We start from the raw sequence: 23,270 nt of genomic DNA on the forward strand, positions 1-23,270 counted from the left end.
GCGACCACGGCACCGGGCGTGTGCGCTTCGCAGCCCGGCATCACCCGCACTCAGCATTCCGCGCTCCTTTCCTCGCACCCGGTGCGCCGTTCACGGGGCTTCCCTGTTCGCAGGGGCTCCCTATTGGCGCACCCGGGCGCGCTCCCAGTCGTCACCCTCATTCCTGGAGTCCCGCGATGGCCACTCCCCTGTCCGACACCTCTCTGTCCCCGCTCAGGACCGTCGCCGTGGTCGGCCTCGGCACGATGGGCACCGGCATCGCCGAGGTCCTCACCCGCGCCGGCCGCGAGGTCGTCGGCATCGACATCAGCGAGGCCACGGCCGCGAAGGCCGTCGCCACCCTGGAGACCTCGACCGCCCGTGCCGTGGTGCGCGGCCGGCTCACCGAACAGGAGCGCGCGGACGTCCTCGCCCGCTTCCGCACCTCCACCGACCTGCGCGAGGCGGCCGACGCCGATCTGGTCATCGAGGTGGCGCCGGAGTCGTACGAGGTCAAGCACCAGATCTTCCGTGCCCTCGACGACATCGTGCGCCCGGAGACGATCCTCGCGACCGGCACCAACGCCCTCTCCGTCACCCGCCTGGCCGCCGACTCGGCGCGTCCCGAGCGCGTGCTGGGCCTGCACTTCTTCAACCCGGCCCCGGCGATGAAGCTGGTCGAGGTGGTCTCGTCGGTGCTGACCGCGCCGCAGGCCGTCGCCGCGGTCACCGATCTGGCGATCGAGCTCGGCAAGGAGCCCGTCGCGGTCGGCGACCGGCCCGGATTCGTCGCCGACGGGCTGCTGTTCGGCTATCTCAACCAGGCCGCCGCGATGTACGAGGCGAAGTACGCCTCCCGCGAGGACATCGACGCGGCGATGCGGCTGGGCTGCGGTCTGCCCATGGGTCCGCTCGCCCTGCTCGACCTGATCGGCATCGACACGGCCCGCACGGTCCTGGAGGCCATGTACTCCGAGTCCCACGACCGGCTGCACGCCCCGGCGCCCGTCCTCAAGCAGCTCAGCGAGGCCGGCCTGACCGGCAGGAAGACCGGGCGCGGCTTCTACTCCTACGAGGCGCCCGGCGGCTCGACGGTCGTGGCGGACGCGCTCACGCCACTCGCCGACGCTCCCGAGACCCCCGGCCGCGTCGTCCGCTCCGTGGGTGTCGCCGGCTCCGGCACGATGGCCTCCGGTATCGCCGAGGTCTTCGCGAAGGCCGGGTACGCGGTGGTCCTCGCCGCCCGCAGCGAGGAGAAGGCCCAGACCGCCAAGGCCAGGATCGGCACGTCGCTGGCCCGCTCCGTCGACAAGGGCCGCCTGACCGCTGAGGCCGCCGCGCAGACCCTCGACCGGATCACCGCGGCGGGCTCGTACGACGCCTTCGCTGACGTCGATCTGGCCGTCGAGGCCGTCGCCGAGGACCTGGAGGTCAAGCAGCAGCTGTTCGCGACACTGGACAAGGTCTGCAAGCCGGGCGCGGTGCTGGCCACCACCACCTCCTCGCTGCCCGTCGTCGCGTGCGCCCGCGCCACCTCGCGTCCCGAGGACGTGATCGGCATGCACTTCTTCAACCCGGCACCGGCGATGAAGCTGGTCGAGGTCGTCCGTACGGTGCTGACGGCCGACGACGTCCACTCGACGGTCCGTGAGGTCTGCGTCAGGATCAAGAAGCATGCCGTCGACTGCGGCGACCGGGCCGGGTTCATCGTCAACGCGTTGCTTTTCCCGTATCTCAACAACGCGATCAAGATGGTGCAGGAGCACTATGCGTCTCTTGACGACATTGACGCGGCGATGAAGCTGGGCGGCGGCTACCCGATGGGTCCGTTCGAACTGCTGGACGTGGTCGGGCTGGACGTCTCCCTGGCCATCGAGAAGGTCCTGCACCGCGAGTTCCGTGACCCGGGGCTGGCCCCCGCACCGCTCCTGGAGCACCTGGTGGCCGCGGGCTGCCTCGGCCGCAAGACGGGCCGCGGCTTCCGCGAATATGCCCGCCGCTGACGGGGCCGGCGACTGGTCCGGGCCCGACTTCGGGCAGGGGTTCGGGCGCGCCCCCGGGCATGACGAGGACTGGGGCGGCCTCCTCGACCCGGCCTCTGTGCCCCCGCCCGCCCTGGGCGGGGGTGATCCCGGACGGGCGCGCCACCCTGCGCAGATGCAGTACGTTCGGGTCATGTCCCAGCCCGCCAAGTCCTCCCGTACCCCAGCCACGCCCGACGCGCCGGAGAGTGCCGCGGGCGGTCGCGCCGCCGCCCAGCGGCTCAAGATGCGCCGAGAACTGGCGGCGGCTGCGATGGAGCTGTTCTCGGCCAAGGGCTACGAAGGCACCACCGTCGACGAGATCGCGGCGCGGGCCGGCGTGGCCCGCCGCACCTTCTTCCGGCACTTCCGTTCCAAGGAAGAGGCGATCTTCCCGGACCACGACGACACGTTGACCCGGGCCGAGGCGGTTCTCAACGCGGCGCCGGCGCACGAGCATCCGCTCGACACCGTGTGCCGCGGCATCAAGGAAGTCATGAAGATGTACGCGGCCCGGCCGGAGATCTCGGTGGCCCGCTACAAGCTGACGCGCGAGGTCCCGACCCTGCGGGAGGCGGAGATCGCGTCGGTGGCCCGCTACGAACGCCTCTTCACCCGCTATCTCCTGGGCCACTTCGACGAGCACGCCCACGACGACGACGCGAACGACGATCCGCTGCTGGCCGAGGTGGCCGCGTCGGCCGTGGTCACCGCCCACAATCACGTCCTGCGGCGCTGGCTGCGGGCGGGCGGCCAGGGCGACGTCGAGGCACAGCTCGACCACGCGTTCGGGATCGTACGGAAGACCTTCGTCACGGGCATCGTGGCCGGGCGTGACACCGCCGCCCGGAGCGTTCCGGCCTCGGTGGCCTCACAGGGCGAGGTGCTGGTGGCGGTGGCGCGGACCGACGCGCCGCTCGACGAGGTGATGCGCACCATCGAACAGGCGCTGAAGGAACGGTCGTAGGACATAGGAGCCGTACGTACGGAACAGGCGGGTCGCAGTTGCTGCGGCCCGCCTCTTCTGCGTCCGGCGAGGGCTACTCCTCAGTAGCCTTTGATCGATCATCGCTCATTTGTTACGTAAAGATTTCATCTGAGGCCATTTTCTGGCACTCAGTGCCTTGTCACCTGACACGGGGTGTCATACCTTGAAGGTGTCCGGGCGGCCGGCGTGCAGAGACCATTCGTACGTCGGCTGTCCCCGCAAACCCACGTGTTTGCGCGCCCGGACGCCTGCGTCACAGGCAACCTCCCGCGCCACCACGCGCTGCCGAAGCACCACCCGCCGAACCGACGGCACGTCTCACACCCAACCCTCAGCAGCACCGACGTAACCCTCAGCGTCCTCCCTCAGGACGCCATTCGCCGGAGGCAACACCGTGACCGTGAAGGACATCCTGGACGCGATCCAGTCGCCGGAGTCGACTCCGGCCGATTTCGCCGCTCTCCCGCTCCCCGAGTCGTACCGTGCGATCACCGTGCACAAAGACGAGACGGACATGTTCGCGGGCCTCGAAACCCGCGACAAGGACCCCCGAAAGTCGATCCACCTGGACGACGTCCCGGTGCCGGAACTCGGCCCGGGCGAGGCCCTGGTGGCCGTCATGGCCTCCTCGGTCAACTACAACTCGGTCTGGACGTCGATCTTCGAGCCGCTGTCGACCTTCGGCTTCCTGGAGCGTTACGGCAGGCTCAGCGAGCTCACCAAGCGCCACGACCTGCCGTACCACATCATCGGCTCCGACCTCGCGGGCGTCGTCCTGCGCACCGGCCCCGGCGTCAACTCCTGGAAGCCCGGAGACGAGGTCGTCGCGCACTGCCTGTCGGTGGAGCTGGAGTCCTCGGACGGGCACAACGACACGATGCTCGACCCGGAACAGCGCATCTGGGGCTTCGAGACGAACTTCGGCGGCCTCGCGGAGATCGCCCTCGTCAAGTCCAACCAGCTGATGCCCAAGCCGGACCACCTGAGCTGGGAGGAGGCCGCCGCACCCGGGCTGGTCAACTCCACCGCGTACCGCCAGCTGGTGTCGCGCAACGGCGCCGGGATGAAGCAGGGCGACAACGTCCTCATCTGGGGCGCGAGCGGCGGCCTGGGCTCGTACGCCACGCAGTTCGCGCTGGCCGGCGGCGCCAACCCCATCTGTGTCGTCTCCAGCGAGCAGAAGGCGGACATCTGCCGGGCGATGGGCGCCGACGCGATCATCGACCGCAACGCCGAGGACTACAGGTTCTGGGCGGACGAGCACCACCAGGACCCGCGCGAGTGGAAGCGCTTCGGCAAGCGCATCCGCGAGCTGACCGGCGGCGAGGACGTCGACATCGTCTTCGAGCACCCCGGCCGCGAGACCTTCGGCGCGTCCGTCTACGTCACCCGCAAGGGCGGCACGATCGTCACCTGCGCCTCCACCTCGGGCTTCAACCACGAGTACGACAACCGCTACCTGTGGATGTCCCTCAAGCGCATCATCGGCTCGCACTTCGCCAACTACCGCGAGGCCTGGGAGGCCAACCGGCTGGTCGCCAAGGGCAAGATCCACCCGACGCTCTCCAAGGTGTACTCCCTGGAGGAGACCGGGCAGGCCGCCCACGACGTCCACCGCAACGCCCACCAGGGCAAGGTCGGCGTCCTGTGCCTCGCCCCCGAGGAAGGCCTCGGTGTGCGCGACCAGGAGAAGCGCGCCCAGCACATCGACGCCATCAACCGCTTCCGGAACATCTGAGACCGGAGGTCACCGATGACTGAGCGTCAGCCCGCCGAAGGCAAGCGGGAGAAGGACCGGCCGTGGCTCATGCGCACGTACGCCGGTCACTCCACGGCCGAGGCGTCCAACGAGCTGTACCGGCGCAACCTCGCCAAGGGCCAGACAGGTCTGTCGGTGGCCTTCGACCTGCCGACCCAGACCGGGTACGACCCCGACCACATCCTCGCCCGCGGCGAGGTCGGCCGGGTCGGCGTCCCCGTCTCGCACCTCGGTGACATGCGCCGGCTGTTCCAGGACATCCCCCTGGACCAGATGAACACCTCGATGACGATCAACGCCACCGCCATGTGGCTGCTGGCGCTCTACCAGGTCGTCGCCGAGGAGCAGGGTGTCGACATCACCACGCTCCAGGGGACGACCCAGAACGACATCGTCAAGGAGTACCTGTCCCGGGGCACCCACGTGTTCCCGCCGACACCCTCGCTCCGGCTGACGACCGACATGATCTGCTACACGGTCAACCACATCCCCAAGTGGAACCCGATCAACATATGCAGCTATCACCTCCAGGAGGCGGGGGCGACCCCGGTCCAGGAGATCGCGTACGCCATGTCGACGGCCGTCGCGGTGCTGGACGCCGTACGGGACTCGGGGCAGGTGCCCGCCGAGAAGTTCGGTGACGTCGTCGCCCGTATCTCCTTCTTCGTCAACGCGGGTGTCCGGTTCATCGAGGAGATGTGCAAGCTGCGGGCGTTCGGGCGGATCTGGGACCAGATCACGCGCGAGCGGTACGGCATCGAGAACCCCAAGCAGCGGCGCTTCCGGTACGGCGTACAGGTCAACTCCCTCGGGCTGACCGAGGCGCAGCCGGAGAACAACGTCCAGCGGATCGTGCTCGAGATGCTGGCGGTGACGCTCTCGAAGGACGCACGCGCGCGTGCCGTTCAGCTCCCGGCGTGGAACGAGGCCCTGGGGCTGCCCCGGCCCTGGGACCAGCAGTGGTCCCTGCGGATGCAGCAGGTGCTCGCCTACGAGAGCGACCTGCTGGAGTACGAGGACATCTTCGCCGGGTCGCACGTCGTCGAGGCGAAGGTCGCCGAGCTGGTCGAGGAGTCGCTCGCCGAGATCGCCCGTATCGAGGAGATGGGCGGCGCGATGGCCGCCGTCGAGTCGGGCTATCTGAAGTCGAACCTCGTCGCCTCGCACGCCGAGCGCCGGGCTCGTATCGAGTCCGGCCAGGACAAGATCGTGGGCGTCAACATCTTCGAGTCGACCGAGCCGAACCCGCTCACGGCCGACCTCGACGCGGCGATCCAGACGGTCGATCCGGCCGTCGAGGCCCAGGTGACGTCGGCGCTCCAGGGCTGGCGCGACACGCGCTACCAGCCCCCCTTCAACCACCCGCGCCCCTGCAAGGCCCTGGAGCGGCTCAAGGAGGCCGCGAAGGGCACCGACAACCTCATGGAGGCCACCTTGGAGTGCGCCCGCGCCGGCGTCACGACCGGCGAGTGGGCCGGGGCCCTGCGTGAGGTGTTCGGGGAGTTCCGGGCGCCGACCGGTGTCTCGTCCGCCCCGGTCGCGATGGCCGCCGCCGAGGGCACCGGGCTGGCGCTGGTCCGCCGCAAGGTGGAGATCACCGCGCGGGAGATGGGCGTCGGCAAGCTGCGTTTCCTGGTCGGCAAGCCGGGTCTGGACGGGCACTCCAACGGCGCCGAGCAGATCGCCGTGCGGGCCCGGGACGCCGGGTTCGAGGTGGTCTACCAGGGCATCCGGCTCACCCCGGAGCAGATCGTGGACGCGGCGATCGCCGAGGACGTGCACGGAGTCGGCCTGTCCATCCTGTCCGGATCGCACGCCCAGCTGGTGCCGGACGTGGTGGAACGGCTCCGTGTGGCCGGTGCCACAGACGTACCTGTCATCGCCGGTGGGATCATCCCCCATGGTGACGCCGAAAAGCTCAGGGCTGCGGGCGTGGCCGCGGTCTTCACCCCGAAGGACTTCGACATCACCGGAATCATCGGCCGCATCGTCGACGAGATCCGGAAAGCGAACAAGCTCGACCCCCTGGAGGTCCCCGCATGACCACGCCCGTCAACCGACTGCGTCCGCGACGCTCCTGTCTCGCGGTCCCCGGGAGCAACCCCCGTTTCCTGGAGAAGGCCCAGGGGCTGCCGGCCGACCAGGTCTTCCTGGACCTGGAGGACGCGTGCGCCCCGCTGGCCAAACCCGAGGCGCGGCACACCATCGTCAAGTTCCTCAACGAGGGTGACTGGACGGGCAAGACCAGGGTCGTGCGCGTCAACGACTGGACGACCGAGTGGACGTACCGCGATGTCGTGACGGTGGTCGAGGGCGCGGGCCCGAATCTCGACTGCATCATGCTGCCGAAGGTGCAGACCGCCCAGCAGGTCGTCGCGCTGGATCTCCTCCTCACCCAGATCGAGAAGACGATGGGCTTCGAGGTCGGCAGGATCGGCATCGAGGCGCAGATCGAGAACGCCCAGGGCCTCAACAACGTCAACGAGATCGCGACGGCCTCCCCGCGCGTCGAGACGATCATCTTCGGCCCGGCCGACTTCATGGCGTCGATCAACATGAAGTCGCTTGTCGTGGGTGAGCAGCCGCCCGGCTACCCGGCGGACGCCTACCACTACATCCTGATGAAGATCCTGATGGCCGCCCGCGCCAACAACCTCCAGGCGATCGACGGCCCCTACCTGCAGATCCGCAACGTCGACGGGTACCGGGAGGTCGCCCGGCGTGCCGCCGCCCTAGGTTTCGACGGCAAGTGGGTACTGCACCCGGGACAGGTCGAGGCGTCCAACGAGATCTTCTCGCCGTCCCAGGAGGACTTCGACCATGCCGAGCTGATCCTGGACGCGTACGAGTACTACACGTCCGAGGCGGGCGGCAAGAAGGGCTCCGCGATGATCGGCGACGAGATGATCGACGAGGCGAGCCGCAAGATGGCCCTGGTCATCTCGGGCAAGGGCCGCGCGGCCGGCCTGCGGCGCACCTCCAAGTTCGAAGCCCCGGAGGCCTGAGCACCATGCAGTTCGGACGCACCTACGAGGAGTTCGAGGTCGGGGCGGTCTACAAGCACTGGCCCGGAAAGACCGTCACGGAGTACGACGACCACCTGTTCTGCCTCCTGACGATGAACCACCACCCGCTCCACATGGACGCCAACTACGCGGAGAACACGACCGACTTCGGCAAGAACGTCGTCGTGGGGAACTACATCTACTCCCTCCTGCTGGGCATGTCCGTGCCGGACGTGTCGGGCAAGGCGATCGCGAACCTGGAGGTCGAGTCGCTCAAGCACGTGGCGCCGACCTTCCACGGCGACACGATCTACGGCGAGACGACGGTCCTCGACAAGACGCCCTCCCGGTCGAAGAACGACCGCGGGATCGTCTACGTGGAGACCAAGGGCTACAAGCAGGACGGCACGCTGGTCTGTGTGTTCCGCCGCAAGGTGATGGTGCCGACCGAGACGTACATCAAGGAGCGCGGCGGCGAGCAGCCCGGCCGCCCCCAGCTCAGGGAGCAGGAGAAGTAGCCATGGCGCGACTCGCCCAGACCGCCGGTCTGACCGACATCCAGCAGGAAATCCTGTCCACGGTCCGGGACTTCGTGGACAAGGAGATCATCCCGGTCGCGACCGGGCTGGAGCACCGCGACGAGTATCCGCAAGCGATCGTCGACGGCCTCAAGGAGTTGGGTCTGTTCGGCCTGATGATCCCCGAGGAGTACGGCGGCCTTGGCGAGTCGCTCCTGACGTACGCGCTCTGCGTCGAGGAGATCGCGCGCGGCTGGATGTCGGTCTCCGGGATCATCAACACGCACTTCATCGTGGCGTACATGCTCAAGCAGCACGGCACGCAGGAGCAGAAGGACCACTTCCTGCCGAGGATGGCGGCCGGCGACGTCCGCGGCGCCTTCTCGATGTCGGAGCCGGCGCTCGGCTCGGACGTGTCGGCCATCACCTCGAAGGCGGTCCGGGACGGCGACGAGTACGTCCTCAACGGCCAGAAGATGTGGCTGACGAACGGCGGAACGTCCAACCTGGTCGCCGTGCTCGTCCGAAGTGACGAAGGACACCCGGAGGGGACCGCTCCCCACAAGTCGATGACGACCTTCCTGGTCGAGAAGGAGCCGGGCTTCGGTGAGGTCCGGCCCGGTCTCACCATCCCGGGGAAGATCGACAAGATGGGCTACAAGGGCGTCGATACCACCGAACTCATCATGGACGGACTGCGGATTCCGGCCAATCGCGTTCTCGGTGGCACCACCGGCCGGGGTTTTTACCAAATGATGGACGGTGTCGAGGTGGGGCGCGTCAATGTGGCGGCGCGTGGCTGCGGTGTCGCTCAGCGTGCGTTCGAACTCGGCGTCTCGTATGCCCAGCAACGGCACACCTTCGGCAAACCGATCGCCCAGCACCAGGCGATCCAGTTCAAGCTGGCCGAGATGGCTACCAAGGTCGAGGCCGCCCATGCGATGATGGTGAACGCGGCACGCAAAAAGGACTCCGGTGAGCGAAACGACCTCGAAGCAGGGATGGCGAAGTACCTCGCCTCCGAGTACTGCAAGGAGGTCGTGGAAGACGCCTTCCGGATCCACGGCGGCTACGGCTTCTCCAAGGAGTACGAGATCGAGCGCCTCTACCGGGAGGCCCCGATGCTGCTGATCGGCGAAGGGACCGCCGAGATCCAGAAAATGATCATCGGGCGCAGGTTGCTCGAAGAGTACAAATTCCAGGGCTGATTGTCCGCTTCGGGGTGTTTTCTTGGAGAAGAAGGTCACACCCCGTCAGCACTCCTCAGCCGCCGACTCCGCTTCCTGGCTTACCCAGTTGTGGTCGTGAGCCGCTACGATCGACGGAAAGCCGCCGTCCCCTGATACAGCGCGGCATCATCCGCTACGAAGGTCATCCATGCCCCACAGCCAAACCTCTGCACCTCGCGACAGCCTGGCAGGCGTACGCCTGGCGCGCGGAGCATCGCCGTGGCTCCTCCCGACCGTCGCCACCGCAGCCCTCAGCCTGGTACGCGCGCGCAAGTCCGGCGCCGCCAAGGCCGTGGCCGTACCCGTCACCGCACTGGCGGCGGGCATGCTGTGGTTCTTCCGCGACCCCGAGCGCGAGATCGCCCAGGGCCGGGTCATCTCCCCCGCCGACGGCGTGGTCCAGAGCATCATGCCCTGGAAGGACGGCCGCACCCGCGTCGCGATCTTCATGAGCCCGCTCAACGTACACGTCAACCGCGCGCCCCTGTCCGGCACAGTGACGTCCGTGGAGCACATCCCCGGCGGGTTCGTTCCGGCGTTCAACAAGGAGAGCGAGAACAACGAGAGAGTTGTCTGGCACTTCGACACCGAGCTCGGTGACATCGAGATGATCCAGATCGCCGGTGCGGTCGCTCGCCGCATCGTCCCGTACGTCCCGCAGAGCACGAAGGTCGAGCAGGGCGACCGGATCGGCCTGATCCGTTTCGGCTCGCGCGTCGACATCTATCTCCCCGAGGGTGTCGAGGTCGCGGTCGAGGTCGGCCAGAAGACGGTGGCAGGGGTGACTCGCATTGACCGTGATTGATCCCGAGACCCAGTGGGTGCCGGAGGCCGACGAGGTGGGTGACGACGAGGAGGAGATGCCTCTTTCTCTCCGCCTCTCAATAGCGGACACCCTCACCCTCGGCAACGCCACCTGTGGCTTCATGGCGGTGTACTTCACCACCACGGGCATCCTGATCCCGCACCTCACCGGCAGTGACGAGTCGGGCATGGCCCGTCACTCGGCGGCGACCGCGGTGATCCTGATGCTCTGCGCGGCGGTCTTCGACCTCTTCGACGGTCTGGTCGCCCGCAAGCTGCGCTCCTCCCCCATGGGCGCCGAGCTGGACAACCTCTCCGACCTGATCAGTTTCGGTCTCGCACCGGCGTACTTCGTGCTGGTGTACGGCATGGTCGCGGACGACGCCTACCAGAAGGTGGCCGCGGTCGGCGCGATCGTCGTCCTGCTCGCCGTGGTGCTGAGGCTCGCGAGATTCTCGTGCGTGACGGTGAAGGACGGCACCTTCCAGGGCATGCCGAGCCCCTTCGGCGCCCTGACGGTCGTCTCGATCGTGCTCCTGGAACTGCCGTTCGTGGCCACGCTCATGGCCATCGTCGGCACCGCCTGGCTGATGGTGAGCCGGGTCGAGTACCCGAAGCCGCGGGGTCCGCTCGCGATCGCGATGATCGCCTGGATCGTCTCCGGAATGGGCCTCCTGGCGGCCTGGGCCTTCGACGCCCCCGGTGGCCAGCTCCTCCTCCAGACCGGCTGCGCCCTGCAGCTCGTCCTGGGCGCGGTGATCCCGCTCTTCGCCACGGCCCGCCGTGTGAACAACTTCCGCGGCACCCGCCGCGAGGCACGCGCGGCACAGCTGCCGTAGCGGTCGCGCGACGCGCTTGTACGGAGGCCCCCGAACCGGACGGTTCGGGGGCCTCCGCGTTGTGTGCGGAGTTCTCCGCGCCCACGCCGGGGCTCACGCGCCCGGCGAGTAGCCCTCCGCGACGGACGACGCCTCGGACTCCCGTACGACCTTCATGCCTCCGGTCACGCCCTTGTCGGGCTGGAGGATCACGCTCTCCTTGGACGAGGGTGCCTTGGGGTCCGTGAAGTCCTGCGGGCTGCCGAAGCCGACGTCGAACGCGTTGATCGTCAGCAGGGCCCTGTCCACGCCCGCGCGGGTGAGGTCCTTGTTCGCGCAGGCCTTCTTCAGTGCCTCGCCGAAGACGGAGACCGCCGTCCAGCCGGCCACCACACCGTTGTCCAGCGAGTCACTCGGGTACGCCGCCTGGTAGTCGGCCACGAGTTTCTGCGCCTGCGGGGTGTCCGCCCCGATGGGCAGAGCCGGTGAGGCGACCCAGTAGTTCTTGGACAGGGCCGCCCCCGCCTGGGTGGCCAGGAGCTGCGGGGCAAAGGCCGAGTTGTTGCCGATGACGGGGACGTCGAACCCGCCGGCCGCGGCCACTCCGACCAGTGAGGCGGCCTGACGCGGGCCCGCGCTGATCACGATCGCCTTGACGCCCGCCTGTTTCAACGCGGCGACCTGGGCGGTCATGTCGTTGTCGGTCGGCTTGATCTTCTGCTCGACGACCGTCAGCCCCGACTTCTCCGCCATGTACTTGGCACCGGCCAGGGCACTCTCCCCGTAGTCCCCCTCGAAGTAGACATGACCGATCTTGTCGCCCTTCTTGATCCCTTTCTCATTGATCAAGAAGTCGACCGCGTTGATCGTCTCAATGTCGTACGTTGACCCGATCACGCGTATGTATGGGCTGCCGAGCAGCGAGGCCGCCCACGCCTGTGGCAGCACCAGGACCTTGTCCTGGCCGTCGATGCGCTGTTTCACCGCCGCGACGAACGGCGAGCCGATGAACTGGGCGAAGCCCAGCACCTTCGGCGCCAGCTCCGTGTAGCCGGAGACGGCCTTCTGCGGGTCGTAGCCGTGGTCACGGACGGTCAGGGCCACCTGTCGGCCGCAGACCCCTCCGGCCGCGTTCAGCTGCTTCACGTACAGCTGCTGGGCCTGGGTGACGCTCTTGCCGAGGGTCGCGTAGACCCCGGTCATGTCCGTGAGCGCGCCGAGCGTGATCGTCTTGGCCGACACACCCACGTCGGTCTTGACACCGCCCGCCGACGCCGAGCCGTTGCCGCCCCCGTCGTCGTCCTTGGTCTTCGAGCTGCACCCGGCCAGTGCGAGCAGCACGGCGAGCGCGCCCGCGGCGGCTCGGGCCGCGTATCTCGTGGTCATCGTTCCTCCCCTGGATTACGTCCGAAGCGGCGCCGGGCGGCGCCCAGTCCGACCAGCCCGCCCGGCAGGAAGAGCACCACCGCCACGACGGCGGCGCCGTACAGGTACCGGGACGCCTCGCCCGGTGCGATCCCGCCCGTGCCCGGGGCGGAGACCAGGGGCAGGGCGTCGCTGTAGCGGGTCAGCAGCTGCGGCAGCAGCGAGACGAACGCCGCGCCGACCACCGCCCCGGAGACCGAGCCGAGCCCTCCGATGACGATCATGGCGAGGTACTCCAGCGAGAGCGTGATGCCGTAGTAGTCGGGCACGGTCCGCTGGAAGACGAGGGCGAGCAGGACGCCGGCGAGCCCCGCGTACATCGAGGACAGGACGAAGACGGCGGCACGGTAGCGGGCCACGGGCACGCCGATCACCCCGGCGGCGACGCGGTGGTCACGGACGGCGTTCATGGCCCGCCCCGGCCGCCCGCGCAGGACGCCACGGGCGAACAGGGCGCCCCCGAGCAGGAGGACGAGTCCGGCGTACCAGAGCTTCTCGGCGGAGCCGAACGGCACGTTGGCGACCAGGAGTTCGCGGTCGTCGAAGGTGAGGCCGAAGAGGCTCAGCGGCGGTACGTCACGGCCGTTGAAGCCGCCGGTGAGGTCACGGGCGTTGAACAGCACGTGCTGGCCGATGAAGATCAGGGCGATGGTGGCGATACCGAGGTAGGGGCCGCGCAGGCGCCCCGCGATCGGGCTGAACAGGCCGCCCGCGACGCCCGCGACGAGCGTGGCCAGCACGACAGCGAGCCAGGTGGGCAGCCCGAGCCCGGTCAGCCCGTCGCCCCCGTCGGCGGCGAACACGCAGTAGGCGTAGGCGCCGACCGCGAGGAAGAAGGCGTGGCCCATGGAGAGCTGGCCGGTGGCGCCGGTGAGGAGGTTGATCCCGATGGCGCCGATCCCTGCGGCCATGGCGAACAGGCCGGCCTGGAGCCAGAAGCGGTCCAGGTAGAACGGGAGGGCGAGCAGCAGAAGGGCGCCCGCGGCGGCCGTGTACGTACACGCGTGCGGCCGGCGGAGCACGCTTCGGGGCTTGGCGGCCGGGTCGGCGAGGACGTCAGACACGGGCCGGCTCCTTCGTGCCGAAGAGCCCGGCGGGCCGGACGAGCAGGATCGCGACCATGACCAGATAGGGCGCGAGGTCGCCGAGGCCCCGGCCCATGAAGGCCAGGTCGCTCTGGTAGCCGGTGGCGAGGGACTCCGTGACGCCGACGACCAGGCCGCCGACGAGGGCGCCGGTCGTGGAGTCGAGGCCGCCGAGGATGGCGGCCGGGAACGCCTTGAACGCGGCGAGCGAGGTGGCCCGTTCGAGACCCGGGGTCGGGAAGACGGTGAGGAACAGGGCGGCGACGGCCGCGAGTCCGCCCGCGACGGCCCAGGCGCCGAGCGAGACCCGGCCCAGCCTGACGCCCATCAGGGCGGCCGTCTCCGGGCTCTCGGCCGCCGCCCGCATCGCCACGCCCCAGCTGGTGTAGCGGAAGGCGAGCAGGAAGGCCGTGATGAGCAGGGCCGCGGCGGCGAAGGCGGCGATCCGGGTGTGCGCGAGCGAGATCGGGCCGAGAGTGAGGACGGCGTCGCCCCAGGGGTCGCCGAGCGCGAGGACGTCCGTACCGAGGCGGCGGGTGAGTTCGGTGGTCAGCAGGATGTCGACGCCGATGGTGACGATGGCCAGCACACTGTGGTCGCCGCCCCGGGCGCGGCGCATCACCAGGAACTCGACGGCCGCGCCGACTAGTGCGGCGCCGGCGATTCCCGCGAGCAGCGCCGGCCAGAAGCCGACGTCGTCGTGGAGGGAGGCGGTGACGTAGCCCCCGGCGAGCAGCAGCGAGGCGTGCGCGAAGTTGACGACCTCCGTGGCCCGGAAGATCACGACGAAACCGAGGGCGATGAGGGCGTAGACGGAGCCCATGGAGATGCCGTTGAGGAGGAGTTCGGCGAAGGTGCTCACGGGGTGGCCTCCGCACCGAGATAGGCCCGTACGACGTCCGGGTCGTTCTGTACGTCCGCCGGGGCCCCGTCCGCGATCAGCCGGCCGAAGTCCAGGACCGTGACCGTGTCCGCGAGTCTCATCACCACCCCCATGTCGTGCTCCACCAGGACGATCGAGATGCCGAGGCTGTCGCGGACCCCGGCGATGACGGCCGCGACCCGGCGCCGTTCGTCGGCGGTCATCCCGGCCACCGGTTCGTCGAGGAGCAGCAGCCGTGGCTCCATGCACAGGGCCCTGGCGAGTTCCGCGAGCTTCTGCTGCCCGTAGGGCAGGGAGCCGGCGGGGCGTCCCAGGTGCCCCTCCAGGCCGACGAACCCGGCGATCTCCCGCACGCGCGCGCGGTGCCGGCGTTCCTCGTGTGCCGCCGACGGCAGCCGGAGTCCGGCGGCGACGAAGCCGGTCCTGGTCAGCCGGTGGCGGCCGAGCAGCAGACTGTCCTCGACGGTGGCGTGGGGCGGCAGGGCGAGGTTCTGGAAGATACGGGCGACGCCCAGGCCGGCGATGCGGTGCGGGGGCATGCCGGTCAGCTCGTGCTCACCGAAGCGGACGCTGCCCGAGGTGGCCCGGTAGACACCGGACAGGACGTTGAAGCAGGTGGACTTGCCCGCGCCGTTGGGGCCGATCAGGGCGTGGACAGTGCCGGGGCGGACGGTGAAGGTGACGTCGTCGAGGGCGAGGAGACCGGCGAAACGGACGGTGAGGTGATCAACGTTGAGGGACGGTACGGGGTGGGCATCAAGGGTGGACGACGGTTTGTCAACTCTGGTCAATGTGGATCAACCCTCCCATCTGGTCAACCTCGGAGTGGACCGCGTCAACCCGGACGCACCCGCTCCACCCATCGCCCCTGCCGCGTCCGCCGCCGCGTCCTCGTCCACCACGCCCAGATAGCGGCGCCGTACCTCGTCGGAGGCGGCGAGTTCGGCGCAGGGGCCGGAGAGGGTGACCTCGCCGACCTCCAGGACGTAGGCCTGGGTGGCCAGCCGAAGGGCCAGGGCGGCGTTCTGTTCGACGAGCAGGACGGAGGTGCCCTGGGCGTTGATCTCGCGCACGGTGTCGGCGATCCGCGCGGCCATCAGCGGGGCCAGGCCGAGCGACGGCTCGTCGAGGAGCAGGACCCTGGGGGCGGCCATGAGGGCACGGGCGACGGCCAGCATCTGCTGCTCGCCGCCCGACAGCAACCCGGCGCGCTGCTGGGCGCGCTCGGCGAGGACGGGGAACAGTTCGTGCACGCGGCGCAGGGCGGCGGCCCGTTCCGCGCGTCCGCCGCTCGCGCCCAGGGCTCCGGCGCGCAGATTGTCGGCGACGGTCATCCGGGCGAACACCCGTCGTCCTTCCGGTACTTGGGACACCCCGGCGGCCACCACCCGGTCGGGGGCGAGCCCGTCGATCCGGCGTCCGCCGAGCGTGACGGTGCCGCCGGTCGTCGCCCCGCCCTGGAAGGAGAGGGTGCGGCTGATGGCCCGCAGCAGCGTGGACTTGCCGGCGCCGTTGCCGCCCAGCACCGTCACGACGGCCGCCTCGGGCACCTCCAGCGACACCTGCCGAAGGGCACGCACGGGCCCGTACCCGACCGACAGGTCCCGTACGACGAGATCGGCGCCGCCCGGAGAGCTGCCCGGGGAGCCGTCCGGAGATCCCCTTGTCCCACCGCCCATGGCGTCCGCTCCTTCCCGTACACACGTCCGGTGTGGCGCTCACCCCAGCACCGGGGCGGGCGTCCGTCCACGGGTCGCGGCCGAACCCGCGCCGAAACGTGGCCGGGGACCAGCGGACTCCGCCGCCCGTTGTGCGCGTGCACAACGCTGCGTGTCAGGGGCCTGCCGAAGGGGCGCGGAGGGTGGCATCCTCCGCTCATGGGACCGCGCAGAAGGCGTACGGGTCATGACTGGCAGGTGCTCGCCGAGGCTTGCACGGCGCTGCTGGAACGGGTGCCGGAGCTGGTGGACGAACATGTGCGGCAACTGTCGGAGCACTCCCCCGTCTACGGCCAGGTCCTCCCGTACGACCAGCAGTGGCGGGAGGCGGAGGAGGCGATGCGGATCGGCATCGGGACGATCTCCGCGCCCCGGAACTCACCGCGCCGCGACCTGGAGTACGCGGAGGACGCGGGCCGGCGCCGCGCCCAGCAGGGGCTGCCGCTGGAGCTGCTGGTGCACGCGTACCGGAGTGCGGGCTATCTGGTGTGGGACGCGCTGCTGGAGGGCGCGGGCGGCCAGGAACCGGAGCGGCTCGGCGTACTGATGCGGTCGGCGACCCTGGTGTGGTCGGCGATCGACGCGCAGGCGGCGACGGCGACGGAGGCCTACCGGGCGACCGAGACGGAGTTACGTCGGCGTACGGACGAGCAGTTGCAGGCGTTGCTGGACGCCCTGCTCGACGGTCAGGAGTCACCGGGGCTGGCCGCCAGGGCCGCGGCGGGGCTCGATCTGCCGGAGCGGGGCGCGTACGCGGTGGTGGTGCTGCGGGCGGAGCGGCGGGACCCTCGGGAGGCCTTCCACCGGCCGTTGCGGGGTGCCGGGTACCGGTTCGTGTGGCGGATGCGGGCCGACCAGGAGGTGGGCGTGGTGCTGCTGGGGCCCGACCAGGGACTCGACGCGGTGGCGCAGGCGCTGAGCGGACGGTGTTCGGGGGCGGGCGGGATCAGTCCCGTCGTACCGGGGCTGGCCGAGCTGGGGCGGGCCCGGCGGCTGGCCGAACTGGCGTTGCGTACCTGCCCGCCGGACGCGAGCGAGGTCGTACGCCTGGATCAGCGGATGCCGACGGCGCTGGTGGTGAGCCAGCCGGAACTCGCGAACCGGCTGGTCTCGGCCGTCTTCGGCGCGCTGGCCGGGCTGGAGCCCGCCGACCGGGAGGTGCTGCTGGAGACCCTCGATGTGTGGCTGGCCTGCGAGGGGTCGGCGGGACGGGCGGCCGGGCGGCTGTACTGCCACCGCAACACGGTGTTCAACCGGCTTCGGCGGCTGGAACAGCTGACGTCCAGGTCACTGGCCAGGCCGCGCGATCTGATCGAGATGACGCTGGCGCTGGACGCGTACCGGCTGTCGGGGCCGGCGGGCGCGCAGGAGGAGACCGCGCGCCTTGCCCAGTGACGCGGTCGGTGTCCTCCGGGCCTCAGACCAGGAAGTCCCGTCCGATGTTCTCCGCGACCCGTTCCAGGAGCGGCCCGGCGTCGGCGACGCACTTCGCGAGGTCCGGCTCGATCTCCGTCAGGGGATACGCGCGTCGGATGCCGGCCCGGCCCAGTGCCTCCGGGCGCAGGGCGAGGCGCCCGCAGACCGCGACGACCTCGCGGCCCTCGGCCCGGGCCGCCGCGGCGACCCCGGCCGGGGCCTTGCCGTGCAGGGTCTGCTCGTCGAGGGAGCCCTCGCCGGTGATCACCAGCGTGGCGCGGTCCAGGGCTGCCGCGAAGCCGAGGACGTCGAGCATGACCTCGATGCCGGGCCGGAACCGGGCGCCGAGGACCAGGGCGCCGTAGCCGATGCCACCGGCGGCGCCCGCGCCCGGCGCGGACGCGTACTCGGCTGCCTTCGCGCCGAGCGCTGTCTCCAGGATCTTCGCGTAGTGCGCGAGGGCCTCGTCCAGGGCGGCCACGTCGTCCGGGGAGGCGCCCTTCTGCGGGCCGTACACCGCGGGCGCTCCCTTCGGCCCGGTCAGCGGGTTGTCCACGTCGCTGGCCAGCACGAAGTCGACGTCCGCGAGGCGGGTGTCGAGGCCCGAGAGGTCGGCCGTGGCGAGTCCGTCCAGGCCGCCGCCGCCAGGCGGCACGGGCTCGCCGTCGGCGTCCAGGAAGCGCGCGCCGAGCGCGGAGAGCATGCCCGCGCCCCCGTCGGTGGTGGCGCTGCCGCCGACCCCGAAGACGATCGTGCGCGCACCCGCGTCGAGCGCGGCCCGCAGCAGTTCTCCCGAGCCGTACGTCGATGCCGAGAGCGGCGCGAAGACGCCCGCGGGCAACCGCTGCAGCCCGCTCGCCTCCGCCATCTCCACCACCGCGGTGTCGCCGCGCAGCGCGAACGCGGCCGTCACCTCGTGCCCGAGCGGTCCCGCGACCCGTACCTCACGCCGTTCGAATCCGGCGGCGACAGCGGCGGCCACGGTCCCGTCACCTCCGTCGGCCACGGGAAGCGACTCGACCTCGACATCGGGGGCGGCCCTGCGCAGCCCGGCGGTCACCCGCTCGGCGACCTCCACAGCCGTCAGTGATCCCTTGAACTTGTCGGCGGCGATCAGCACCCGAGTCGTCCGCACACCTGTCACCTTCGCCGTAACCGCAGCGTCCGCCACCCTGTGTTCCCCTTGCTCTCGGCCCCGTACACGTCAGGGCAGTCGCGCCGCTGCGACCTTAACCGCAGGAGACCCGCCCCGTCATTCCCTCCTCCCCGCTCACAGCCAGGACATCCGCGCCCGCGCGAAGTCGTGGACCCCACCCGCAGGTGTGACGGAACGCCGACGGACGTCTCCGGGTCATCTCCCCTGGTTACGCTTCCCGGATGACCATTCAAGACTTCGCCACGTACATCGCCGGCCTGCCCCGTGTCCTGGCCGGCGCCGCCGCGCTCTTCCGGGACGCCGACGGACGGATCCTGCTCGTCGAGCCCAACTACCGTGAGGGCTGGGCCCTTCCGGGCGGCACGATCGAGTCGGACGACGGGGAGACCCCACGTCAGGGCGCGCGCCGGGAGACCCTTGAGGAGATCGGCCTCGACCGTGAACTCGGCCGTCTGCTGGCCGTCGACTGGGTCCACATCGCGGGCCACCCGCCGCTGGTGGCGTACCTGTACGACGGTGGCGTCCTCGGCGAGGACGAGCTGAAGTCGATCACCTTGCAGGAGGAGGAGCTGCTGTCGTGGCGGCTGGTACCGCGCGAGGATCTCGCCGAGTACCTCCAGGGCTCCCTGGGCCGCCGGGTCCTGCACGCCCTCGACGTCCTGGTGGAGGGCGGGGGAACGGCGGAACTGGAGAACGGCAGCCGGGTGGCCTGACGAGTACCCCAGGACGCGGTTCAGCCCTGAACGTCCGGCGGCCGCACATCGTCCGCCGGCCGCCGCGCGTCGTCGCGCTCGGCGACCCGGGCCTCCGTGCGGTGACCGCGGGCGATGTAGTCCCGTACGACGAGTTCGACGGCGTCCTGGGGGTTCCCGACGCCCGCGAGCACCATGACCTCGACGATGAGTTCGGCGTCGAGCGAGACGGAGACCTTGGCTGCCATGCGCGGACAGTAACACCGGGCGCGTGTTGGTACACCGGCTGTGGGTGACGGGCCTTGGGCCGTAATCCGCTCGCCGCCCCGAACCCCGGCACCTACGCTCGGCAGCATGACCAAGCCTCTCGTCGCCGTCCTCAGCGGCGCCGGAATCTCGACCGACTCCGGCATCCCCGACTACCGCGGCCCGAACGGCCTGTGGCGGCGCGATCCCGAGGCCGAGAAGCTCGTGACGTACGACTACTACATGGGCGATCCCGAGATCCGGCGCCGTTCCTGGCAGATGCGGCGCCAGAACCGGACCCTCCAGGCCGAGCCCAACGCCGCGCACCGGGCCGTGGCCGAGCTGGAGCGGGCCGGGGTGCCCGTGCGGGTGATCACGCAGAACGTCGACGGGCTGCACCAGCTCGCCGGGATGCCCGCTCGCAAGGTACTCGAACTACACGGCACCGCACGGGAGTTCGTGTGCACCGAGTGCCATGCGCGCGGGCCCATGGAGGACGCCCTCGCCCGGGTCGAGGCCGGCGAGGACGATCCGCCGTGTCTGACGTGCGGCGGGATTCTCAAGTCGGCGACGGTGATGTTCGGTCAGCGGCTCGACCCGGTCGTCCTCGGCGATGCCCTCGCCGTCACCAAGGCCTGCCAGGTGTTCATCGCCGTCGGAAGCAGCCTCCAGGTGCAGCCCGCCGCCGGGCTCGTCGGGGTCGCCGCCGACCATGGCGCCCGGCTCGTCATCGTCAACGCCGAGCCGACCCCGTACGACGACCGGGCCGACGAGGTCGTACGCGAACCGATCGGCACGGCCCTGCCCCAACTGCTGGGCGAGCTGAGGCAGTCCGGGGCAGCCTAGGTGCGTGGAGTTCACAGCGGCGGGGGCTCCGTGAGTCCTCCCGTCGTCACGACAGGTGTGGACGTGATCGTCACCGTGGCGGTGGCCAGGCCGCTGCGCGTGGCACGGACGGTGATGGTACCGGCGGTGCGCGTCGTGCGTACGAAGACTCTGTTGATGCCCGCTTCCGTGCTGACGTAGGACTGGAACACGCTGTACGGGACGCCCGGGTTGTGGCCGCCGAGGAGTTTCGCCGGGCCGGTGACCGTGAAGTCCACGCGGGCCTGGTCGGTCGGAACGCGGCGGCCCGCCGAGTCCACCGCCTCGACGTCGATCATCGCCACGTCGGTGCCGTCGGCCTTCAGGCCGTCGGGTGAGACGTGTGCGGTGAGCCGGAGGGCGGCGGGTGTGCCCGTCGTCTGTTTCTGCGCGCGGGTCAGTTCGGTGCCGGCCGAGTCGTAGCCGACGGCGGTGATCGTGCCGGACTGCCACGCGACGTCGGTGAAGGTGTGCAGGAAGTCGTACTGGGGAGAGGTCGATGTGCCGACCGTCCTGCCGTTGACCAGCAGGTCCACCCGGGAGACTCCCGCGGCCATGACGTACACCGGCTTCACCGTGCCGGACGGGTAGGTCCAGTGGCCGACGATGTGGAGGTCGGGGGTCGGGCTCTGCATGACGCGGTGGGTGTAGTAGGTCTCCTTGGGGATGCGGACCGCGTCGACGCGGCCGGAGAGCCTGCACGTCTCCCAGTTGTACTGGCGGCCGTGCTGGTTGGAGTCCGCCCAGGTCAGGGCCGCCGCGCCCGAGTAGCGCCGGTTGCCCGGGCCCTGGATGCGCTGGCTCCAGAACTCGTAGCGGGTGCTCGCGGCGACGGTGGCGGCGAAGTCCTCCGAGGTCCAGTGGTAGGTGACGTCGGGGCCGGTGACGTAGCCGAAGTCGGGTGGGGAGGCGGTGTCCCAGACACGGCGGGGGGCCTCGTCACGGGTGAACTCGGACTCGATGAGCGGCATACGGTCGCGGGCGTAGTCGCTGTAGTGGCGGTTGAGCATCGTGCCGATGTACTCGCACTGGTCCACGGCCGCCGTGCCGCCGTAGGCGGAGTTGTCGGAGGTCGCCCGGGAGCCGATCGCGCGCATGCCGCTGGGGTCCCATGTCTGTTTCAGCGCACGCATCTGCTGCTGGTGGTCGGCGGTCAGCCAGTTGTTGCCGGACTCCCAGAACAGGATGCTCGGGCTGTTGCGGAAGTAGATCATCACGTCCCGCATCGCGGCGAGACGCTGGTCCCACTGCACACCGATGGCGTCGGCCTCCTTGTCCCCGGCGGGCTGGACCGACACCAGCCCGTACCGGTCGGTCATCCGGATGTTGGCGGGCTGCGCGGCGAGGTGCATCCAGCGGATCAGGTTGGCGTTGCTCTCCCGGATGAGCCGGCCGTCGTGGTCGCGCAGCCACTCGGGTACGGCGTCGCCGAGCACCGCCCATTCGTTGGTGGCGCGCTGCGCGTAACCGGTGAGGAAGATCTGCTTCTCGTTGATGTACACGCCCCCGGTGCCCGCCCCGCCACGGAACTCGGCCTTCCGGAAGCCGGTGCGCACCGTGTACGTGTCCACGACCGTCGCCCCCTCCGTGAGCGTCAACCGCACGGTGTAGAGGGCCGGGTACGACGGCGACCAGAAGTTCAGCCCGCTGATCCGGCTGCCGACCTTGAAGACGTGGCTGGTACCGGCAGTCAGGGTGACCGTCGAGGCGGGCAGCGTGCCCACCAACGCGCCCTGCTCGTCGCGGAGTTCGGCCGACACCGACAGCGTTCGGGATCGGTCCTCCTCGTTGCTGATCTGCGCCTCCGCGTTGATCGTCGCGGTGTGACCGGAGACGTTGACGGCGGACGGGTAGACGTAGGTCCCCGTGGTGCCCAGGTTACTGAAGAGCGGGAGCGTGAAGTGGGTTTTCGGGACGACGTGCAGGATGACGTTGCGGGTGAGGCCGCCGAAGGTGGGATTGAAGTCCCGGGTGTCCCACTGGAAGGGCATCCCGGTGGCGGACTCCGGCCGCCACTTGGTGTTGTCCGCGCAGATCGCGAGCACGTTGTCGGCGCCGAACAGGACCTCGTCGGTGAGGTCGAAGCCGAAGGGGGTGACTCCGGCCTCGTAGCTGCCGATCAGGACGCCGTTCAGGTGGACCGTCGCCGCCTGGCGGATGCCCTCCAGTTCGAGGATCACCTTGTGGCCCGCCTGCTCGGCCGGTAACTGAAAGCGCTTGCGGTACCAGGTCGGCTGCATCGCCACCGAGGACTCGCCCGAGCTGCCGATCCAGTTGTCGAAGGAGTCCACGTCGTTGTAGGTGTGCGGCACGCTGACCACGGCCCACCCGGAGTCGTCGAACGTGATCCGTTCGGCGCCGGCGACATTCGACCTGATGAACCGCCAGTCGAGGTTCAGGCTGAATTTCTGCCGCTCAGCGGCCTCGACCTGGGCAGCCGATGCCGTCGCGCCCGTCGGCAGGGCCGCCACGCCCACACCGGCGACGGCCCCTTGCAGCACGCGGCGTCTGCTCACGCCGTCGGGATCGGACGGTGTGGAACCTGTGGAACGGCTGGTGAACTCCATCGTCTACCACCCTTCGAGGCGCGCGCCCATCGGCACACCCGCCCAGAGTATTGCCATGAACGCGACAGAAAGCGCTTCACATCATGCGCCGGGGCGC

Annotated in this window: 20 protein-coding genes; 12 read left to right on the forward strand and 8 right to left on the reverse strand. The window is 70.0% G+C overall.

Annotated features, from left to right (window positions below; all coding sequences use genetic code 11):
* The first annotated feature begins 176 nt into the window (after window positions 1-176).
* The 9 genes from ACW4TU_RS07045 (at window position 177) to pssA (ending at window position 11,142) form a co-directional block, all read left to right on the forward strand.
* Complete coding sequence (locus ACW4TU_RS07045; RefSeq protein WP_457425707.1) at window positions 177-1,982, forward strand: 3-hydroxyacyl-CoA dehydrogenase family protein; 1,806 nt, start codon at window positions 177-179, stop codon at window positions 1,980-1,982.
* A 172-nt stretch (window positions 1,983-2,154) separates the two neighbouring features.
* Window positions 2,155-2,967: a TetR/AcrR family transcriptional regulator gene (locus ACW4TU_RS07050; protein ID WP_457429960.1), complete on the forward strand. Its 813-nt coding sequence runs from the start codon at window positions 2,155-2,157 to the stop codon at window positions 2,965-2,967.
* Window positions 2,968-3,382: 415 nt separating this feature from the next.
* Complete coding sequence (ccrA, locus tag ACW4TU_RS07055) at window positions 3,383-4,726, forward strand: crotonyl-CoA carboxylase/reductase (protein ID WP_457425709.1); 1,344 nt, start codon at window positions 3,383-3,385, stop codon at window positions 4,724-4,726.
* 15 nt (window positions 4,727-4,741) lie between these two features.
* Window positions 4,742-6,790 (forward strand): protein meaA, encoded by a 2,049-nt coding sequence (locus ACW4TU_RS07060; RefSeq protein WP_457425711.1) that lies wholly within the window; start codon window positions 4,742-4,744, stop codon window positions 6,788-6,790.
* The gene (locus tag ACW4TU_RS07065) at window positions 6,787-7,752 is read left to right on the forward strand and encodes an HpcH/HpaI aldolase/citrate lyase family protein (protein ID WP_457425713.1); all 966 of its coding nucleotides are present in this window, start codon (window positions 6,787-6,789) and stop codon (window positions 7,750-7,752) included. Before ACW4TU_RS07060 ends, ACW4TU_RS07065 begins: the two co-directional genes overlap by 4 nt.
* Window positions 7,753-7,757: 5 nt before the next feature.
* A complete protein-coding gene (locus tag ACW4TU_RS07070) occupies window positions 7,758-8,270 on the forward strand; it encodes a MaoC family dehydratase (protein WP_457425715.1) in 513 nt (170 codons plus the stop codon).
* A 2-nt stretch (window positions 8,271-8,272) separates the two neighbouring features.
* The gene (locus ACW4TU_RS07075; protein WP_457425717.1) at window positions 8,273-9,478 is read left to right on the forward strand and encodes an acyl-CoA dehydrogenase family protein; all 1,206 of its coding nucleotides are present in this window, start codon (window positions 8,273-8,275) and stop codon (window positions 9,476-9,478) included.
* 169 nt (window positions 9,479-9,647) lie between these two features.
* Entirely contained in the window at window positions 9,648-10,304 is a 657-nt protein-coding gene (locus ACW4TU_RS07080; protein WP_457425719.1) for a phosphatidylserine decarboxylase, read from the forward strand.
* Window positions 10,305-10,320: 16 nt separating this feature from the next.
* On the forward strand, window positions 10,321-11,142 hold the full coding sequence (gene pssA, locus ACW4TU_RS07085; protein ID WP_164415860.1) for a CDP-diacylglycerol--serine O-phosphatidyltransferase: 822 nt from the start codon (window positions 10,321-10,323) through the stop codon (window positions 11,140-11,142).
* 93 nt (window positions 11,143-11,235) lie between these two features.
* Here pssA and ACW4TU_RS07090 read toward each other — a convergent pair whose 3' ends face one another.
* The 5 genes from ACW4TU_RS07090 to ACW4TU_RS07110 are packed head-to-tail and all read right to left on the reverse strand — an operon-like array spanning window position 11,236 to window position 16,193.
* Complete coding sequence (locus ACW4TU_RS07090; RefSeq protein ID WP_457425721.1) at window positions 11,236-12,507, reverse strand: ABC transporter substrate-binding protein; 1,272 nt, start codon at window positions 12,505-12,507, stop codon at window positions 11,236-11,238.
* Window positions 12,504-13,610, reverse strand: coding sequence for a branched-chain amino acid ABC transporter permease (locus ACW4TU_RS07095; protein WP_457425723.1), 1,107 nt, complete (start codon window positions 13,608-13,610; stop codon window positions 12,504-12,506). Before ACW4TU_RS07095 ends, ACW4TU_RS07090 begins: the two co-directional genes overlap by 4 nt.
* The gene (locus ACW4TU_RS07100; protein ID WP_457425725.1) at window positions 13,603-14,493 is read right to left on the reverse strand and encodes a branched-chain amino acid ABC transporter permease; all 891 of its coding nucleotides are present in this window, start codon (window positions 14,491-14,493) and stop codon (window positions 13,603-13,605) included. Before ACW4TU_RS07100 ends, ACW4TU_RS07095 begins: the two co-directional genes overlap by 8 nt.
* On the reverse strand, window positions 14,490-15,305 hold the full coding sequence (locus tag ACW4TU_RS07105) for an ABC transporter ATP-binding protein (protein ID WP_457425727.1): 816 nt from the start codon (window positions 15,303-15,305) through the stop codon (window positions 14,490-14,492). The genes ACW4TU_RS07100 and ACW4TU_RS07105 overlap by 4 nt, the downstream gene beginning before the upstream one ends.
* A 6-nt stretch (window positions 15,306-15,311) precedes the next feature.
* Window positions 15,312-16,193, reverse strand: coding sequence for an ABC transporter ATP-binding protein (locus tag ACW4TU_RS07110; protein ID WP_457425729.1), 882 nt, complete (start codon window positions 16,191-16,193; stop codon window positions 15,312-15,314).
* Window positions 16,194-16,391: 198 nt separating this feature from the next.
* Here ACW4TU_RS07110 and ACW4TU_RS07115 point away from each other — a divergent pair, with 198 nt between their 5' ends.
* Window positions 16,392-17,627, forward strand: a complete 1,236-nt coding sequence (locus ACW4TU_RS07115; RefSeq protein ID WP_457425731.1) for a PucR family transcriptional regulator — start codon at window positions 16,392-16,394, stop codon at window positions 17,625-17,627.
* 22 nt (window positions 17,628-17,649) lie between these two features.
* Here ACW4TU_RS07115 and ACW4TU_RS07120 read toward each other — a convergent pair whose 3' ends face one another.
* On the reverse strand, window positions 17,650-18,768 hold the full coding sequence (locus ACW4TU_RS07120; RefSeq protein ID WP_457429962.1) for a glycerate kinase: 1,119 nt from the start codon (window positions 18,766-18,768) through the stop codon (window positions 17,650-17,652).
* A 257-nt stretch (window positions 18,769-19,025) separates the two neighbouring features.
* Here ACW4TU_RS07120 and ACW4TU_RS07125 point away from each other — a divergent pair, with 257 nt between their 5' ends.
* Window positions 19,026-19,517, forward strand: coding sequence for an NUDIX domain-containing protein (locus ACW4TU_RS07125; RefSeq protein ID WP_457425733.1), 492 nt, complete (start codon window positions 19,026-19,028; stop codon window positions 19,515-19,517).
* Window positions 19,518-19,537: 20 nt separating this feature from the next.
* On the opposite strand, the gene ACW4TU_RS07130 is transcribed toward ACW4TU_RS07125, so the two are convergent.
* Window positions 19,538-19,744: a DUF2191 domain-containing protein gene (locus ACW4TU_RS07130; protein WP_457425735.1), complete on the reverse strand. Its 207-nt coding sequence runs from the start codon at window positions 19,742-19,744 to the stop codon at window positions 19,538-19,540.
* A 106-nt stretch (window positions 19,745-19,850) separates the two neighbouring features.
* On the opposite strand from ACW4TU_RS07130, the gene ACW4TU_RS07135 reads away from it, so the two are divergent.
* Window positions 19,851-20,588 carry an SIR2 family NAD-dependent protein deacylase gene (locus ACW4TU_RS07135; protein WP_457425737.1) on the forward strand — a complete coding sequence of 246 codons (738 nt, stop codon included), beginning with the start codon at window positions 19,851-19,853 and terminating at the stop codon, window positions 20,586-20,588.
* Between the two features lie 11 nt (window positions 20,589-20,599).
* Here the strand turns inward: ACW4TU_RS07135 and ACW4TU_RS07140 are convergent, their stop codons facing one another.
* Window positions 20,600-23,122 carry a glycoside hydrolase family 2 protein gene (locus tag ACW4TU_RS07140; protein WP_457425739.1) on the reverse strand — a complete coding sequence of 841 codons (2,523 nt, stop codon included), beginning with the start codon at window positions 23,120-23,122 and terminating at the stop codon, window positions 20,600-20,602.
* Window positions 23,123-23,270 lie beyond the last annotated feature (148 nt).

The sequence above is a fragment of the Streptomyces kryoterrae genome (genome assembly GCF_054072135.1).

Coding starts and splice junctions, on each gene's coding strand:
- ACW4TU_RS07115 (WP_457425731.1), top strand. CDS start 16,392: ATGGGACCGCGCAGAAGGCGTACGGGTCATGACTGGCAGGTGCTCGCC.
- ACW4TU_RS07075 (WP_457425717.1), top strand. CDS start 8,273: ATGGCGCGACTCGCCCAGACCGCCGGTCTGACCGACATCCAGCAGGAA.
- ACW4TU_RS07110 (WP_457425729.1), bottom strand. CDS start 16,193: ATGGGCGGTGGGACAAGGGGATCTCCGGACGGCTCCCCGGGCAGCTCT.
- ACW4TU_RS07080 (WP_457425719.1), top strand. CDS start 9,648: ATGCCCCACAGCCAAACCTCTGCACCTCGCGACAGCCTGGCAGGCGTA.
- ACW4TU_RS07135 (WP_457425737.1), top strand. CDS start 19,851: ATGACCAAGCCTCTCGTCGCCGTCCTCAGCGGCGCCGGAATCTCGACC.
- ACW4TU_RS07060 (WP_457425711.1), top strand. CDS start 4,742: ATGACTGAGCGTCAGCCCGCCGAAGGCAAGCGGGAGAAGGACCGGCCG.
- ACW4TU_RS07125 (WP_457425733.1), top strand. CDS start 19,026: ATGACCATTCAAGACTTCGCCACGTACATCGCCGGCCTGCCCCGTGTC.
- ACW4TU_RS07065 (WP_457425713.1), top strand. CDS start 6,787: ATGACCACGCCCGTCAACCGACTGCGTCCGCGACGCTCCTGTCTCGCG.
- ACW4TU_RS07045 (WP_457425707.1), top strand. CDS start 177: ATGGCCACTCCCCTGTCCGACACCTCTCTGTCCCCGCTCAGGACCGTC.
- ACW4TU_RS07050 (WP_457429960.1), top strand. CDS start 2,155: ATGTCCCAGCCCGCCAAGTCCTCCCGTACCCCAGCCACGCCCGACGCG.
- ACW4TU_RS07090 (WP_457425721.1), bottom strand. CDS start 12,507: ATGACCACGAGATACGCGGCCCGAGCCGCCGCGGGCGCGCTCGCCGTG.
- ACW4TU_RS07070 (WP_457425715.1), top strand. CDS start 7,758: ATGCAGTTCGGACGCACCTACGAGGAGTTCGAGGTCGGGGCGGTCTAC.
- ACW4TU_RS07130 (WP_457425735.1), bottom strand. CDS start 19,744: ATGGCAGCCAAGGTCTCCGTCTCGCTCGACGCCGAACTCATCGTCGAG.